The organism is Hanstruepera marina (assembly GCF_019880635.1).
In the GTDB taxonomy this organism is placed as follows: Bacteria; Bacteroidota; Bacteroidia; order Flavobacteriales; family Flavobacteriaceae; genus Hanstruepera; species Hanstruepera marina.
Map to the genome: position 1 here is coordinate 1,439,287 of NZ_JAINVX010000001.1, position 15,734 is coordinate 1,455,020.

17 protein-coding genes are annotated in these 15,734 nt (G+C 33.9%); 5 read left to right on the forward strand and 12 right to left on the reverse strand.

Annotation, left to right across the window (positions count from 1 at the left end):
• The first annotated feature begins 4 nt into the window (after window positions 1–4).
• From K7G76_RS06715 to acs, 4 genes are all read left to right on the forward strand, one after another.
• Window positions 5–367 (forward strand): response regulator transcription factor, encoded by a 363-nt coding sequence (locus K7G76_RS06715; RefSeq protein WP_223033389.1) that lies wholly within the window; start codon window positions 5–7, stop codon window positions 365–367.
• Between the two features lie 85 nt (window positions 368–452).
• Window positions 453–677, forward strand: coding sequence for a hypothetical protein (locus tag K7G76_RS06720; protein WP_223033390.1), 225 nt, complete (start codon window positions 453–455; stop codon window positions 675–677).
• On the forward strand, window positions 674–2,572 hold the full coding sequence (locus tag K7G76_RS06725) for an acetate--CoA ligase (protein WP_223033391.1): 1,899 nt from the start codon (window positions 674–676) through the stop codon (window positions 2,570–2,572). Before K7G76_RS06720 ends, K7G76_RS06725 begins: the two co-directional genes overlap by 4 nt.
• A gap of 5 nt (window positions 2,573–2,577) precedes the next feature.
• The gene (gene acs / locus K7G76_RS06730; protein ID WP_223033392.1) at window positions 2,578–4,485 is read left to right on the forward strand and encodes an acetate--CoA ligase; all 1,908 of its coding nucleotides are present in this window, start codon (window positions 2,578–2,580) and stop codon (window positions 4,483–4,485) included.
• 46 nt (window positions 4,486–4,531) lie between these two features.
• On the opposite strand, the gene K7G76_RS06735 is transcribed toward acs, so the two are convergent.
• Entirely contained in the window at window positions 4,532–5,200 is a 669-nt protein-coding gene (locus K7G76_RS06735) for a 3'-5' exonuclease (protein WP_223033393.1), read from the reverse strand.
• 1 nt (window position 5,201) lies between these two features.
• The gene (locus tag K7G76_RS06740; protein ID WP_223033394.1) at window positions 5,202–7,097 is read right to left on the reverse strand and encodes a DUF294 nucleotidyltransferase-like domain-containing protein; all 1,896 of its coding nucleotides are present in this window, start codon (window positions 7,095–7,097) and stop codon (window positions 5,202–5,204) included.
• 141 nt (window positions 7,098–7,238) lie between these two features.
• On the opposite strand from K7G76_RS06740, the gene K7G76_RS06745 reads away from it, so the two are divergent.
• Window positions 7,239–8,957: a serine hydrolase gene (locus tag K7G76_RS06745; RefSeq protein WP_223033395.1), complete on the forward strand. Its 1,719-nt coding sequence runs from the start codon at window positions 7,239–7,241 to the stop codon at window positions 8,955–8,957.
• A gap of 42 nt (window positions 8,958–8,999) precedes the next feature.
• Here the strand turns inward: K7G76_RS06745 and K7G76_RS06750 are convergent, their stop codons facing one another.
• The 10 genes from K7G76_RS06750 to K7G76_RS06795 all read right to left on the reverse strand — a co-directional run bounded on the left by K7G76_RS06750 (window position 9,000) and on the right by K7G76_RS06795 (window position 15,496).
• Entirely contained in the window at window positions 9,000–9,647 is a 648-nt protein-coding gene (locus tag K7G76_RS06750) for a DUF1801 domain-containing protein (RefSeq protein WP_223033396.1), read from the reverse strand.
• Between the two features lie 2 nt (window positions 9,648–9,649).
• Entirely contained in the window at window positions 9,650–10,180 is a 531-nt protein-coding gene (locus K7G76_RS06755) for a nuclear transport factor 2 family protein (protein WP_223033397.1), read from the reverse strand.
• 60 nt (window positions 10,181–10,240) lie between these two features.
• Window positions 10,241–10,768 (reverse strand): hypothetical protein, encoded by a 528-nt coding sequence (locus K7G76_RS06760; RefSeq protein ID WP_223033398.1) that lies wholly within the window; start codon window positions 10,766–10,768, stop codon window positions 10,241–10,243.
• A gap of 9 nt (window positions 10,769–10,777) precedes the next feature.
• Complete coding sequence (locus tag K7G76_RS06765) at window positions 10,778–11,587, reverse strand: META domain-containing protein (protein WP_223033399.1); 810 nt, start codon at window positions 11,585–11,587, stop codon at window positions 10,778–10,780.
• 49 nt (window positions 11,588–11,636) lie between these two features.
• Complete coding sequence (locus K7G76_RS06770) at window positions 11,637–12,092, reverse strand: hypothetical protein (protein ID WP_223033400.1); 456 nt, start codon at window positions 12,090–12,092, stop codon at window positions 11,637–11,639.
• 134 nt (window positions 12,093–12,226) lie between these two features.
• A complete protein-coding gene (locus tag K7G76_RS06775; protein WP_223033401.1) occupies window positions 12,227–13,060 on the reverse strand; it encodes an alpha/beta hydrolase in 834 nt (277 codons plus the stop codon).
• Window positions 13,061–13,113: 53 nt separating this feature from the next.
• Window positions 13,114–13,278, reverse strand: a complete 165-nt coding sequence (locus tag K7G76_RS06780) for a hypothetical protein (RefSeq protein ID WP_223033402.1) — start codon at window positions 13,276–13,278, stop codon at window positions 13,114–13,116.
• 23 nt (window positions 13,279–13,301) lie between these two features.
• Window positions 13,302–14,024 (reverse strand): DUF6090 family protein, encoded by a 723-nt coding sequence (locus tag K7G76_RS06785; RefSeq protein ID WP_223033403.1) that lies wholly within the window; start codon window positions 14,022–14,024, stop codon window positions 13,302–13,304.
• A gap of 77 nt (window positions 14,025–14,101) precedes the next feature.
• Entirely contained in the window at window positions 14,102–15,142 is a 1,041-nt protein-coding gene (locus tag K7G76_RS06790; RefSeq protein WP_223033404.1) for a hypothetical protein, read from the reverse strand.
• Between the two features lie 129 nt (window positions 15,143–15,271).
• A complete protein-coding gene (locus K7G76_RS06795; RefSeq protein ID WP_223033405.1) occupies window positions 15,272–15,496 on the reverse strand; it encodes a hypothetical protein in 225 nt (74 codons plus the stop codon).
• Window positions 15,497–15,734 lie beyond the last annotated feature (238 nt).

Genomic DNA, 15,734 nt, shown 5'->3' on the forward strand with positions numbered 1-15,734 from the left:
AAATATGAAGAAGATTTTAATTGTAGATGATGAGCCCAATATTGTGATGACGTTGGAATACGCTTTTAAAAAACAAGACTTTGAAGTGTATATTGCAAGAGATGGAAGTGAGGCACTTCAGATATTAAAAAAGGATGTACCAGATGTTGTTTTGCTGGACATTATGATGCCAAATGTAGATGGCTATCAGACCTTAAATTTTATAAAAGAACAAGACAGTTTAAAGCATACTAAAGTGGTATTCTTGACTGCTAAAAATAAAGCTTCAGACATTGAAAAAGGCTTAAAACTTGGAGCAGACAAATATTTATTAAAGCCGTTTTCAGTAAAAAAAATAGTTTCAGAAATTCTTGAACTACTCAATTAACCATTGGTTTTGTGTGCAAACAAACAATGTTTAATAGAATAAGTCACAGTTTTTATACGTGCTTATTTGAAAAGTAGTATTGATTATGAAATTTCGTATCAACCCCTTGGCGTCAGATATTATTATTAGTATCTACGTTTTAATTACCCTATATCTTCGTTTTAAATTTGAAAATGACACACGTATAAGCATGGTCAACTCCATGGTTATAGGTGCTTGCTTTGTTGTGATTGTTTGGGCTTTAATAAAACTTAAGGTTTTAAATCCAAATTGGTTTGGCTTGTTTAATTCTAAAAAAGTAAAACCATGACCTACCAAAAAAATTATAATAGCAGTATCCAAGATCCTAAAGATTTTTGGAAAGACCAAAGTGAAGTATTAGAGTGGTTTAGTAAGCCACAAACCATATTATCCAAAGATCAATATGATTATTATCAATGGTTTCAAGATGGTGAATTGAATTTAAGTTACCTCTGTATTGATAAACATATTAAAGATGGTTTTGGAAACCAAACAGCCATTATCTATGATTCACCAGTTACGCAAACCAAACAGCATATTACATTTAATAAATTGCATAATGAAGTTTCAAAATTAGCTGGTGGACTACAATCGTTAGGTTTACAGAAAGGTGATACCGCCATTATTTATATGCCTATGATTCCGCAGGCCATATATGCCATGTTAGCCTGCGTGCGAATTGGTGTCATTCACTCTGTGGTATTTGGTGGATTTGCACCTCACGAATTGGCTATACGTATTGACGACTGTCAACCAAAAGCGGTAATCACCGCATCTAGTGGTATTGAAATTCAGCGCATCATACCTTATAAGCCTTACGTGGATGAAGCTATAAAATTGGCTAATCACAAGCCTCAAAATGTCATAGTTTTTAATAGAAATCTCAATGCTGAAATCCCTAAAAAGGAATATGATGTGGATTATAACACACTAGTTGAGAACGCTGTCCCAGTTGAAGCAGTTTCAGTTCCTTCAACGCATCCCTCATATATATTGTACACTTCTGGAACGACTGGAAAACCTAAAGGGATTATTCGTGATACAGGTGGCTATGCCACAGCATTAAAGTTCTCTATGAAATATGTCTATGGTGTAGAGCCAGGTGATGTATTTTGGGCTGCTAGTGATGTGGGTTGGGTTGTTGGACATAGTTATATTGTTTACGCACCGTTAATCAACCGCAATACCACGGTTCTTTTTGAGGGCAAACCTATCAAAACACCGGATGCATCAACATTTTGGCGGGTCATTAGCGAACATCGTGTCAAGGTAATGTTTACAGCTCCTACAGCCATCCGTGCCATTAAAAAAGAAGATCCAAACGGTAAGTTCTTAAAACAGTTTGATATGTCTTGCCTAAAATACCAGTTTTTGGCTGGTGAACGCTGTGATGTTGCTACCTTAAAATGGACAGAAGAAAAACTACAAGTTCCCGTTATCGACCATTGGTGGCAAACCGAAAGTGGCTGGCCCATGTTAGCGAATATGGCTGGTTTAGAATTACAGGATGTACAACCAGGATCAGCTGGGTTTCCAGTTTGTGGTTATGATATTCAAATATTAAATGAAGAAGGCCAAGAAGTCCCATCCAGTAGCGAAGGCTATGTGGCAGTAAAACTCCCTTTGCCACCTGGAACACTCATGAATCTCTGGGGAAATCCTGAACGTTTTAAATCAGGTTATTTGGAAAAATTCCCAGGCTATTATTTTTCGGGAGATGGAGGCTACAAGGATGAAGATGGCTATGTATTCATCACAGGCCGTGTAGATGATATTATTAATGTTGCTGGGCATCGCCTGTCAACGGCTGAAATGGAAGAAATTGTGGCCTCTCATAAAGCGGTTGCAGAGTGTGCTGTTTTTGGTGTTCACTGTGACTTAAAGGGACAAAAACCATTGGGATTAGTGGTGTTGAAAGCTGAAAACAACAACAGTGATGAAGACATTCAAAAGCAAATTATTCAGGATGTTCGCCAAGAAATTGGTGCAGTAGCATCGTTCCGTGATGTATTGGTAGTGGATAGGTTGCCAAAGACACGTTCTGGAAAAATTCTTCGTAAATTGTTACGCAATATAGCCGATGAGATGAATTATAATATTCCTTCGACTATAGACGATCCAGAAATCATAAACGAAATAACTGCAGTATATAAAATCAATCAAATAGGAATACATAAAAATTAATAATCATGAGTAATTATCATATAAAACATTTAGAAGAATATTATCAAGTCTATAGAAAATCGGTTAGAGAACCTGAAAATTTTTGGGAAGAAGTAGCCGAAGAGCACTTTTTGTGGCGAAAAAAATGGGATAAGGTATTAAGTTGGGACTTTTCAAAACCTGAAATAAAGTGGTTTGAAGGAGCCGAGCTAAACATCACCGAAAACTGTATTGATAGACACTTGGCTACACGAGGCGATAAAACAGCTATTCTTTTTGAACCAAACGATCCAAATAGTAAAGCCGAACACATTACTTACTGGCAATTATACCATCGTGTCAATAAAATGGCCAATGTGCTGAAATCCAAAGGTGTTCAAAAAGGTGATCGCGTTTGTATTTATGTACCTATGATTCCGGAATTGGCCATAGCGGTTTTAGCTTGTGCAAGAATAGGAGCAGTACATTCTGTAGTTTTTGCTGGCTTTTCATCAACAGCTTTGGCGACACGTATTAATGATTGTGATTGCAAGATGGTAGTTACTGCTGATGGATCCTATCGTGGAGCTAAAACAATCGATTTAAAAGGCATTGTAGATGATGCTTTAGAGTCTTGCCCTGGAGTAGAAACGGTTTTAGTGGCTAAACGTATTAACAGCGATGTGTCTATGAAAGATGGTCGTGATGAATGGTTGCAACCTTTATTGGATGAAGCTTCAGACCAATGTAAAGCTGAAGTGATGAGAGCTGAAGATCCGTTATTTATTTTATATACATCAGGATCAACTGGCCAACCAAAAGGTATGGTACACAGCACTGCTGGTTATATGGTTTATACAGCTTATACATTTAAAAATGTATTCCAATATCGTGAGCATGATGTGTATTGGTGTACAGCTGATATAGGTTGGATTACTGGGCATAGTTATATTGTTTATGGACCATTGTGTAACGGAGCTACTACGGTTATGTTTGAAGGCGTACCTAGTTATCCAGATTTTGGACGTTTTTGGGAGATTGTTGAAAAGCATAAAGTCAATCAGTTTTATACAGCACCAACTGCTATTCGCGCTTTGGCGAAGCAAGGGTCTGAATTGGTTGAAAAATATGATTTATCCTCATTAAAAGTATTGGGTTCTGTAGGTGAACCAATAAATGAAGAAGCTTGGCATTGGTACAACGATAATGTTGGAAAGAAAAATAGCCCTATAGTGGATACTTGGTGGCAAACAGAAACAGGAGGTATTATGATTACACCAATTCCGTATGTCACGCCTACAAAACCAACCTATGCAACCTTGCCATTTATTGGTATCCAACCCGCATTGATGGATGAAAATGGAGACGAGTTAAAAGGTAACCAAGTTGAAGGCCGCTTGTGTATCAAATTCCCATGGCCTAGTATGGCGCGAACCATTTGGGGCAATCATCAACGATACAAGGACACCTATTTTTCAGCTTTTGAAAATAAATACTTTACTGGTGATGGTGCCTTAAGGGATGAAGTAGGGTATTATAGAATTACTGGTCGTGTAGATGATGTTATAATCGTTTCTGGACATAATTTAGGAACTGCGCCAATAGAAGATGCCATTAATGAGCATCCAGCGGTTTCAGAGTCAGCTATTGTTGGTTTCCCACATGATGTCAAAGGAAATGCTCTTTATGGTTATGTGATACTAAAAGATACTGGAGAAGCTAGAAACCACGATAATTTACGTAAGGAGATAAATCAGATAATTACCGAGCATATTGGACCTATAGCTAAATTGGATAAGATCCAGTTTACACAGGGCTTACCTAAAACCCGTTCTGGAAAAATTATGCGACGTATTTTACGTAAAATAGCCCATAAGGATACCAGTAATTTAGGTGACATAAGTACTTTACTGAACCCAGAAGTAGTTCAGGATATCATGGACAATGCTTTATAAAAGCAAAATTAATAGCAAAGAAGGCGCTTCGTTTGAAGCGCTTTTTTTATAGGAGACCAATGCGGTTTTTGGGCAGAGTGATATCCGAAAGTTGTAAACCACTTTTTTGTTGTTTTAAAAAAGAAACCAATTTGAGAAATAAAATGGCTGTTATATAAGCATCTCCTGAAGCAGTATGCCTATCATGCAAAGGAATGTTAAACTTTTCACACAACTCGTCTAAACTATAATGAGAATTTTGGTTTACAGAGGTTAAAGTTTTTCTATAAAGAAATCCTGTGTCAATAATGTTATTTTTAAGTTTAGGCAAAGCCATACGTTTGAGGCATGCATTAATCATAGCAATGTCGAAGGCAACATGGTGTGCAACCAAAACGGCATTATTAATATGGTTTAAGAATTGTGTAATAGCAGTTTCTTCTGTGACTTTTTCTGACGTTCCTGTTTTGAGTAGCCCGTGAATTTTAACCGTTTCTGTATTGAAAATATCTTGTTCTAAATAAATTTCCAATTGGTCGGAAACAGTTATAGCGTAGTTATTAATGGCAATGGTACCAATAGATAAAATCCTATCGGTTTTAGGGTTTAAACCGGTGGTTTCAGTGTCAAAAACTACAAACCTGGTGTTGTCTAAATTCTGTTCTTGATTTCTTTTGAAACAATCAGCATATGTATTCCAAAAGTCTGGATAAGTATGTTTTTTAAACCATCCCATATTACATGAGTTGTGATAATTTAAATCGGGTTTGAATCAGTTCCTGAACCGATTTTATGGCTTTGAAACTGCTTTTAAGCTCTAATCGATCTGCTTTGCTCAATTGTTGTAAATCTATAAAACGACCAGAATCATTATGTTTTAAACCTTGCAAGGTTCTAAATCGTAATAAATCTTCAAAACCCAACAAGCAGGCTTCATATATGTCTTTGTTTTGAGGCTCTAATTCCATTAGTTTTTTGTAACGAGCAACAGTATTGTTTATAGATGCTGTTTTACTAGAAAGCATAAGTAAGCGAGCTGCATCTACCAATGGCATCATGGCACGAGCTTTAATATCAAATTGATCTTTATGTTCCCCAGACGACTCTACTAAAAAGTTTCTAAAGAAACTCAATGGAGGCGGATTCTTTAAGGCGTTTAATCCCAAATAGTTTAAAAATATATCATGGGATTCAATGGCTTCAAATATGTTTTCAGATAAGTTGTCAGCCAAGGCTTTGTTGCCATAAACAAAATCAAAATCAAAAAAAATAGTAGATAGTAATAGATTATCCTGATCGGGTTGTGCAATCCATTTTTTAAATTGTGATTGCCATTGAGATAGAGATAAACACCATTTTGGATTACTGCCCATCATGTTAGCAGGACAATACTCAAACCCAACTGTATTTAGGTTAGTGGTGATTTTTTTCGCAAGGTTTAAAAAATATTTTTGTGTGTTGTTGTATTCAGATTCAGAAACATTTTCAAAAACCAAAAAATTATCTTGATCGGTTAATAGTAATTGTTCTTGTCTGCCTTGGCTACCCATGGACATCCAAGCAAATGAAGTTGGAGGGTTGCTTGATGTTTCTTTTACTGCTAAATCTATTGCATGTTTAATGATGTTATTATTAATGGCAGAAATTATTTTGGCAACATAATTAATGGGGAGATTTTGATTTAAATATCTTTTTAGTAAATCCTCACAACGCATTCTAATGTGCTTTAATTCAAGAGGTGTTTGACTACGTTTAATTTCTTTTACTAAAACCGAAGCATTGTTTTCGCGGATTACTAATATGTCGTGTTCGGATAAGATGCCTGTTAAGTCTCCATTTGTGGTACCATCGGTTGTAATACACAGATGTGTTATTTTATGTTGAAGCATCGCAATTTGTGCTTCGGCCACAGAAATATTTTTGGCGTAAGTAATTACTGGTGAGGACATAATATCTGTCACTGGAGCATCAATACTCACTTGTCCTGTGGCAATTTTTACACGTAAATCCTTGTCAGTTATTATGCCAATTGGTTTTTTGCTTTCTGTAATAATAATGCTACCAACCCGATTGTTTGTCATGATTTTAGCTGCTTCTTTGATACTTGTTTTAGGATTACAATAGATAGGGTTTTTACTATAGTTTGCAGTTTCAGCATCATTAAAATCAGTTAATGTTGTTTTAGCGAAAATAGGTTTTGGTAAAGACTCATCTTGCCCTAATAATGTATTGGAGGCAAACGATTGCATTAGGAATTTGTTGGCCTCAATATTTGTAGTGATATATGCCTCTAGTAATTCGGAAGAAACGCTATAAACAATACTTTCTTCTAAAGCTTTGGCAGTCAACTTATAGTTGCCTTGTCTAATTAAAGCACGTAAACCAAAAATATCACCTTCATCACACTTGTCAACCAAACTGTTTGTTTCCTCGCGATAAAGACCAATAGCCCCTTCTTTTACAACATAAAAAGCGTTTTTTATAGGCTCGGTGGTTTTAAAAACATACGCTTCTGTCTCAATATGTATAATATTGACAGCCCCAGAAATAGCCAATAATTGCTCTTGTGTGAGCATGCTAAACGGAGGAAACTGTTTTAGGAAATCCGAAATACGAAGCGCAATGGTGTTCATGTTAGAAAGTTATGCATAATTGTTAGTTTTAAGTATGAGATTTATCATAAAATTGGTAAATAGATATAGCTAAAAGTTCAAGTTATTTTAAAAATATTTGCTTGTTTTTTTGGTATCTTGTAGTACATAAAATCAATCGACATGAAATATCTATTTATTTACCTAGTTCTTTTTTTAAGTTACAACAGCTTTTCTCAAGTAGAAGTAACCGAAGCTGTTAAAAAAAATATTCAAGCTAAAGTAAAATCTGGTGAAAATGTTGGGATATCAATAGCCTATATTGAAGGTGATAAAGTCGATTTTTATAGTTACGGTACAACCGATTTAAAACATAATATTCCTGTAAATGAACATACGGTTTATGAAATAGGTTCTATTTCTAAAGTCTTTACCTGTATTATGCTAGCTGATGAAGTTTTGAATGGCAGCATGAAACTATCGGATCCCATAGCAAAGTATTTACCAAAAGAGGTAACAGTACCTACAAGAAACGATAGAGAAATAACCCTTTTAGATTTAGCAACTCATACGTCAGCATTGCCCAGAATGCCTGATAACTTTAACCCTAAAGATCCTAGAAACCCCTATGTAGATTATACTCCTGAATTAATATATAAATTTTTGTCATCCTATGAATTAACAAGAGATATTGGTTCGCAATATGAGTATTCAAACTATGCCATGGGCTTATTGGGGCATATTTTGGAATTGCATACTGGTAAAAGCTATGAAGAACTCTTAATTGAAAAAATAGCGCATCCTTGCGGTATGAACAGTACAAGATTGAAGCTAACTGATAGTATGATAAACCATTTAGCAAAACCACATTCACAAGGTATTGAGGTTTCCAATTGGGATATAACAGGACTTGCTGGTGCAGGAGGTATTCGTTCAACTACCGAAGATATGGTTAAATTTTTAATGGCCAATATGGGTGTTACCAAGCCCAATATTTATGAAGCTATGAAATTAAGCCAACAAGTGGCTTATGAAAATGAATCAGAAAAATTTAAAATTGGCTTAGGTTGGCATTATGCCCAAAATGGTGACGATACGATTATTTGGCATAATGGTGCTACTGGCGGTTATAAATCGTTTACAGGTTTTATTAAAGGTACCCAAAAAGGGGTAGTGGTATTAGGTAATGCGGATACCGATATAGGACGTTTGGGCATGAAACTATTGGGAGATTCAAGGCCTTTGGAAACACCAAAACCTTCAATAGCTACAGTCGTAAACAAAGAAATTGAAGCAAATGGAGTTGAATCTGCGATTAAATTGTATCAACAATTAAGGGTTGAGCAATCAGATACCTATAAGTTTGATGAAGCCCAATTGAACACCTTGGCTTATAAATATCTGGCAGAAGATAAAAATGCTATAGCATTGGAGCTTTTTAAATTGAATGTGGTATCGTTTCCTAAAGCTTCCAATCCTTATGATTCATTGGGTGAAGGATATTTAAAAGTTGGGGATACGACACAAGCTATTACCAATTACAAGAAATCATTGGAATTAAATCCAGCGAATGACAATGCCAAAACAGTTTTATTACAGTTGGGCGTAGATAAATCTAAATTGGTTACAGATGTTGAGGTACCTATTGATGTGTTGGACTCTTATTGTGGCCAATATGAATTACAACCCGGATTTATAATAACAGTTACCCGTCAAGAGAAACAATTATTGGCTCAAGCTACAGGTCAACCACAATTTGAGTTGTTTGCTTCTGCTTACAACAAATTTTATTTAAAAGTTGTGGATGCGCAGGTTACGTTTAATGCAAATGACAAAGGTAAAATAGATAGTTTGACTTTGCATCAAAATGGACAGAATATGCCAGCAAAGCGGATAGAGTAGGCGTCAAACACATTCCTATTGTATAATTTAAATTATACTGATCTATAAAACTTTGTCTAATTGTTTATGCGAGCCATCACAATTTGGTTTTCGCTTTGAAAGCCCACAAACACAATCGTTAAAGCCATAGCCATCCATAATGCGGCTAACGTTTTTATCAATTCGAGATATTCTTGTTTTAGATTGCTTTGGTTTGTTAAAATACAAAAGATAGCCACGTTGGCGTCCCGGAGTCAAATTTTCAAACGCTTGTTTAAAGTTGTTGTCTTCAGAAAATTTCTGTTTCAATTCTTCAGGCATTTCATAATCAGAAGTACTTTTCTTTTCAACTTGCAGTCCTGACTTTTCAATTTGTATAGCTTCTTTTATGTAAGCCTTTATGGTTGGTTCAAGTTCCTCAATTTCTGGCAAGTCCGTAAATCGTATCTGCCTAGCCGATTGTACGTTTTTAGTTTGTTGTACTAACAACTTTTCTGAATCTTTGAGTAAGGCACCTTTATGAAATAAAACGGCACAATAATTTTTAAATTCGTGAATTAATACAATGTTTTTTCCATTATAGGTATAACAAGGGTGCATCCATTTAAATTCTTCCTTTAAGTCACAATCATTTATAATCTCACGAAGCTTGATCAATTCTGGCTTCCATTTCTTAAGTGCGTTTAGGTATCTATTAACGTTTTCGTTCATTGCTATTTTATAGAATCGTTTTGCATTGATAGTGTTTTAATTACATCTAAAAGTCCACCCTCGAACCCAGATACTTGTTTTATAAAAGGTAAATGGGCACCAATCGACCTGCCTTTATAAATCTTTCCCTCTTTAACCCAAAAAATAAAGGTTTCATTAAAATTGGTTTTTGTGGCTTTTGTAAATGAACTTGACATTTTAGGGAGGTCAGATTCCATACGAATCAAGAACATGACCTTTTCCTCATCAGGAACAGCTTCAACTATTTGCAACTTTAAATTTGGCAGGAGCGATTCAATTCTCTTAACGGCAGATTTCAATTCTTCACGACTATTAAATTTTCTACCCTCTGTTGATGTATGCTCATAATCTTCAACAAATAACGAGTCAATAAGGTCAATTCTATTTTCATTGTAAACTTCATTAAAATAACGGGACGTTAACTGAAGGTTGGATTGCCGTAAATCCTTTTCGGGTTTAGCTTTAGAACAAGAAACTGTCATAATCAATAATAGTAAAGTTAGTAATCTCATATACTTGTCTGTTATTTGTTAGCAGTGTATTTGTTTATAGCCTATTATTGGATTTTATTTTTAATCAAAATAGTTGTCAGGTACGATAAGGTCTTTTTTTTCCGATTGCCATATCATTGAAAGAATCTTCCAGTTATTATTAATCTTAACCAGTTGAAAATTGATGATGCCTTTTTCGGCAAGACTATCTGTAGTGTTAAAATGTACTCCATATAGACTAGTGTGTTGAGCAATGTCTCCAAAAAATTTCGTTTCACCTTTTATTTCCCATTCTCTTAAATAATCTATACTGTTATTAGATAACATATTTTTCATTCCATCAAAGTATACAACTGGACTTTTAAGAATGAGGGAGTCTTTTGCGAAATAACCTAGTCTGGCTGATTCTACAAATTGGTCTTTAATAATCCTAAAGTTGGGTTTATTTACTGAATCAACTTTTATATTGCCGTAAACGTTGTTAATTGTGTTGAGAATTTCAATTTTATCACTATCGGTTGCTTCCAGGTTTATCTCTTCATTCTTTGTCTTTTTTTCACAGGAAAAAAAGATTAGAACTATAAGAAAGATTGATAAAAGATTTTTCATAGATATTGATTAATCAACTTTTTTAAAAACTAACAATTCTTTTGATGGGTTGGATAACCATAACCTATTGTTTTCCAATTTATATTTGGTAACAGCTTTTAAGGCGTTCAGAAATTCTGTTTCCGTATTATTTGGGCACATTTTTTTTGTGCTAGCAATATCTGTAAATCGTAAAATACCGTGCTCAAAAAATAGTTTTCCGTTCATATTGTTACATCCTGCGTATCCTGTAAATGAGTTGTTTGATGAATTAATTTCAATTGAAGGTAGTTTGTTTGCAAATTGTGCATTGGAAACGGGATGGCCATTTAATGTTTCCAACACCCAAATGTCATGCAAGCGATAATCGGTATTATACTTTCCGCAACCTTCCAATTTTGTAAATTCAGTTGCTCTGCCTTTCATGTAGTCAACAGTTACCGAGTAGGGCATAGTCATGCCAGATGATACCTGTACGCATTCGGAATGATTGATTTGAATGTTCAATTTTGCCATTTCGGTATGTAGCCTGTATAGTTTTATATTAGCATCTTGTGCCCGATCAGGAATGGTATGAGGTGTTAAAATGGAATCACCAATGGTTTTTAGTTTAATCATCCTTTCAGATATAGTCAAGCTCCAAAAAGGTTCTGTGCCATTGGCTTTAAAATAAACATCGGTTACCTCTTTTTTATCTTTTGCAGGTTTTGTTTGTATTGGTGTTGTTGAATCCAAATTGGTTTTTTGGATTGTGGAGTCCTTGTTCTTGTCTGCTTTTTTATCAGCACAAGATGAAATTATTAAACAAAGGCTTATCAGTAGTATTGCAAATTTTTTCATGGTTAGTGTTTTTATAGAAATCCACCAAATACTAAAGATAGTGAATATGTTAAAAATAATGGTGGTAATACAAAATCAAAACAGCAATTATTGCCCCTTGTAAGAATTGCATTCCAAGCCCAAATGTAAATAAATCCGTGAGTTCAATATCGCCATTTCCAGTTAAATAATCGCGATGAAAGCGTGTTGTAATAATTACAAAACGTTCAAAATACACCCCAGCTTTCATAATAAATGCAACAAAGAGAACAAACCAAAATCTTGAAGCTAGTTTTTGGATGAGTAGGGTTAATGGAAAAATTAAGGCAGATAAAAAAAGTAACCAATAAGCCCATGCATATGGACCAGTTGCTCGATGAATAAAGGCATATTCGTCAGGATTTAGTATCATTCCAATTAGGTAAAAAGGATAGGTGGCAAGAGTATAAAGAATAATAGTCCAACGTATTACATTTAATGCTTTTTTTGTTTCAAATTTGTTTTTAAAGAAAAATTCTGTTAGCATTAAAGTCAGAATTATTGGAACTAGGCAGTAAATTAAATTTATATCTATGAGTTCAATAATCCTGTTGTATAATTCCATTTTCTAATCGTAATAAGTGGCTTATTTTATTATACGAGCCAATTTGCAGAGGCTACTTATTGTAATAGCCTAGTTATGGTTTCAATAAATTCAGTGTTCCAATATACATCACTATGGCCACCATTAAATTCTTTTACCTCAATTAAAGCATGTGATTCGGCATATTGTGATTGTAAAAAATTGGCATCCTCTTTTAGAAAAAAGGGTTCTTCGCTTCCGTATCTTAAATATAAGTCTGGATATTTTGTTTCTGCATACCAGTGGTTGGATTGAATATCACCGCCAAAGATAGAAAAGCAAAGATAAGTGCCTATTAAGTCAGGTTTGTTGTTTAATAAGCTTAATCCAAATCCTGCACCATTGGACACACCATAAAAAAGTCTGTTCTCTTTTTCGTTGGGTTGGTTGTATTTGCTTTCAATTGCTGGTATTAACTCGGTAGTAAAGTAGGACATATGATCTTGAAATCTATTGACTAACAAAGAATCTTCTTTTCTTTTAGGTTTTCTATCTACATACTCAAAATTCCGGTAGGTTAAATACACTCTTTTTTCTCCAAGTTTAGTACTTGTGCTATCGGCAATCTTGTTGTTAGAGAAACTAGCGACAAATATTACGGGCTTTATAATTTGGTTATTAATTAAAGAGTCTAACAATTCTTTTTTGTTGGTTAAATTGCTGTTGCCATCAGTTGCGTAAATAATAGGATATTTTTCTTCTTTACTAAATCCTTTAGGGAGATAAACATTATGCTTACGATATTCAGCCAGACTTTCACTGTAAATAGAGTCGGTTAAAAATTCAGATTTTAAGGACTTTATAGATTTTTGTGATTCACAAGACGTATTGATAACGACTAAAATCCCAACAAAAAGTAGTTTTAATCTCATATATGATTTTTGGTTTTTTACAAATGACAGTCACGCATTATCAGGGTTAGTTTTTATTTCCCTTTGTTTTTTTTATATTCAATAAAAGCAAGTATTAGTGCTGTAAAACCTAAAATTAAAGCTATTCCGTTGTACCAGATAACAAAATTGGCATCTTTTAGTCCGAAATATGTTAGGAATATTCCAGAAATCAAATACATATTCAATTTACTTTTCATATTGCGTTTTATTCAATTTTTAACTAATCCCACCGTTTACGTATTTCCACATCAATTATAGTAATCAATTCTTCTATAAGACCTCGTGCGACATTAATTTCGTTGTGAATTCTATTAAATGAACCTATTTGCGTGCTGATTAAAGAGTTTAAGCGTCGTTCCTCCAATTTTTCTTTTAAAAAATCTATATCATCAACCAATTCTTGAGGATTGATTGGCAATTCGTTATACATATAAGGTTCTAAAGTATTAATTACAAAATTTTTGTGCCATTCAGACCAATCCTTTAAATGTAAATATTCTTTCTCGTAATAGTATATAATTCTGTCTCGGAGTGAATCATTTTTAATTAGTGAAAGATTTCCGCCAGATTTTAGTCCTTGATAGGCAGAATTAAAGGGCTGATAATTAAAATATGCTGTACCGGTTAAGCCTATTGAGTCAAGACTAATTGTATTCCATTCCTTATTATAAACAGCCAGTAAATATTCAACACATGGGTTAATTCTGTAACTAATAAATCTTTGAAAATCTGTATCTTCTTGCTGAAGATTGGTTTTAATTAATTCTAGGGTCTTTTTCTCGTTGTTAAACGTTTTTTGGTCTTCATTAAGGTTGTTTAACTGTAGCGCAATTAAAATTCCAATAATTATAAGAAGAACCTCGCCCAAAGCATATAACAGGTATTTTTTAACTTTATTGGACTGTACCGAATTCATCCTAATTTTCCGAAATATTTTGAACATTACAGAATTCTTTAAATGATATAATAGACTCGCGTATAACTAGCATATTCCTACTACCCAATTTTTAGTTTAGCATTTTATGCTTTCATTTTCTGACTTAAATCATATAGGGTATTGTACTTTTTTTCAAACGGTCCTATTTTATCTAGGTTTATTAATAGTGTTTTGTATTTTCTTTTAATTCCATAAATAAACTCACAATCAATTTGATCTTTCAAATGGATAACGGTATTGAACGATTCCAAATCACCTAATGGTGTAAACTGACAAGCGTGGCTCTTTAAAGTGTCATCTATTGTTTGTACAAATTCTATTTTTTCAATTTTCTGAAATGGGATGTTTGTGGTGCCCAATAATCCTAATTTAAGTTCCAATGAATCTGAATGTAACATATGAGGCCTTTTGGTAATGGCTTTTAAATGGGCACAAAGCATTATAAACGAATAGACACTCAATAAGGTAAGCACCCAAGCTGCAATAGAGCTCCATTTGGTTAAAAGAAAATGTACGCCAACGGTTTCTATTATAAGAATCATTAAAATCCCTATTAATAACGAAATAGTACCGCTCTTTTCATGATAACTGAATTCATTTTCAGAAAGAGGTTTTGATTTCCAATTAAAAAAAGCATAATGAAACATTGCCAATTCAGATCCAAATATTTTACCCAAAAAATTGTTGTTAAAAGCTTTTGTGCCACTGTTTTGAAAAGCTATTAGGTAATCGGTTCTTTCGTTGGTTTTTTTGTTCGTACCATTAACTGTTTTAAAGGTGTAGTAAACAATAGAGCCAATTATAACTACTTCAACTGTTGGTAATAAAATGTATCTGATAAGGTTGAAATGGAATTTTTCGGTTTCAGGAATAACAAAATAGGCTGTAATGATGCCAATTGAAACAAACGAACTTATTATAAACTTGGATATTTTTCGCTTAGACAAAAAATAAACCAGTAATGGAATAGTGAGAATCAAATCATACGTAATGCCTGTGTAAAGTTCAGGATATTTAACTGCATAGCTCGACAGACCTAAAGCCACAGTAAAAAATAATACAAGTAAGGGGATACCTAAAGCTAAAAATTTTCTATTAACTGTTAATTTTTGATTGATCTCCATATTGTACTTTAGTTGTGCAAAACAGCTGCGTGTAATTTTCTTGCGTGTTTAGGTACTAATTTAATAAAAAATAACGGGTAATAATTCAGCGTTAGTATTTTTAGAAGTAGGACAGAACAAACACTTACTTTAGCTATTATCGTGAGAAGTTGTTTTAATAATCCTATAATTGGGTTTCGTAGTTTCGCAGGCACTTTCTTTCCTTTTTTCATGAGTTCCAAGACCAGCACCTAAAGCAAGCCCAACACCAATCCCTATTGATAACCATGTTGCAACATCTTCTGTTGCCACTCCTATACTAATCCCTATTCCTACTCCAAAAATTAATCCTAATGCTATGTAGTTATTTTTCATAATGTACGTTAATTAATAGGTTTTGTTTTATTAGTTATAACAATTTCAATATTGTTACAATTTGTTTAGCTATTTTTTTCATTTTGAAAAAAATTAGCTTGAATGGGAGTTTCAATGGCATATTTAATAACCTCAAGTATTTTTGCCAACGGTGGCGTTATGCGTAGTCTTGTTTTGGATTTTAAAAATAGCGAATTTATTCGGTGTTATTTAAAATACAGAGTAAACGTAAACAAAT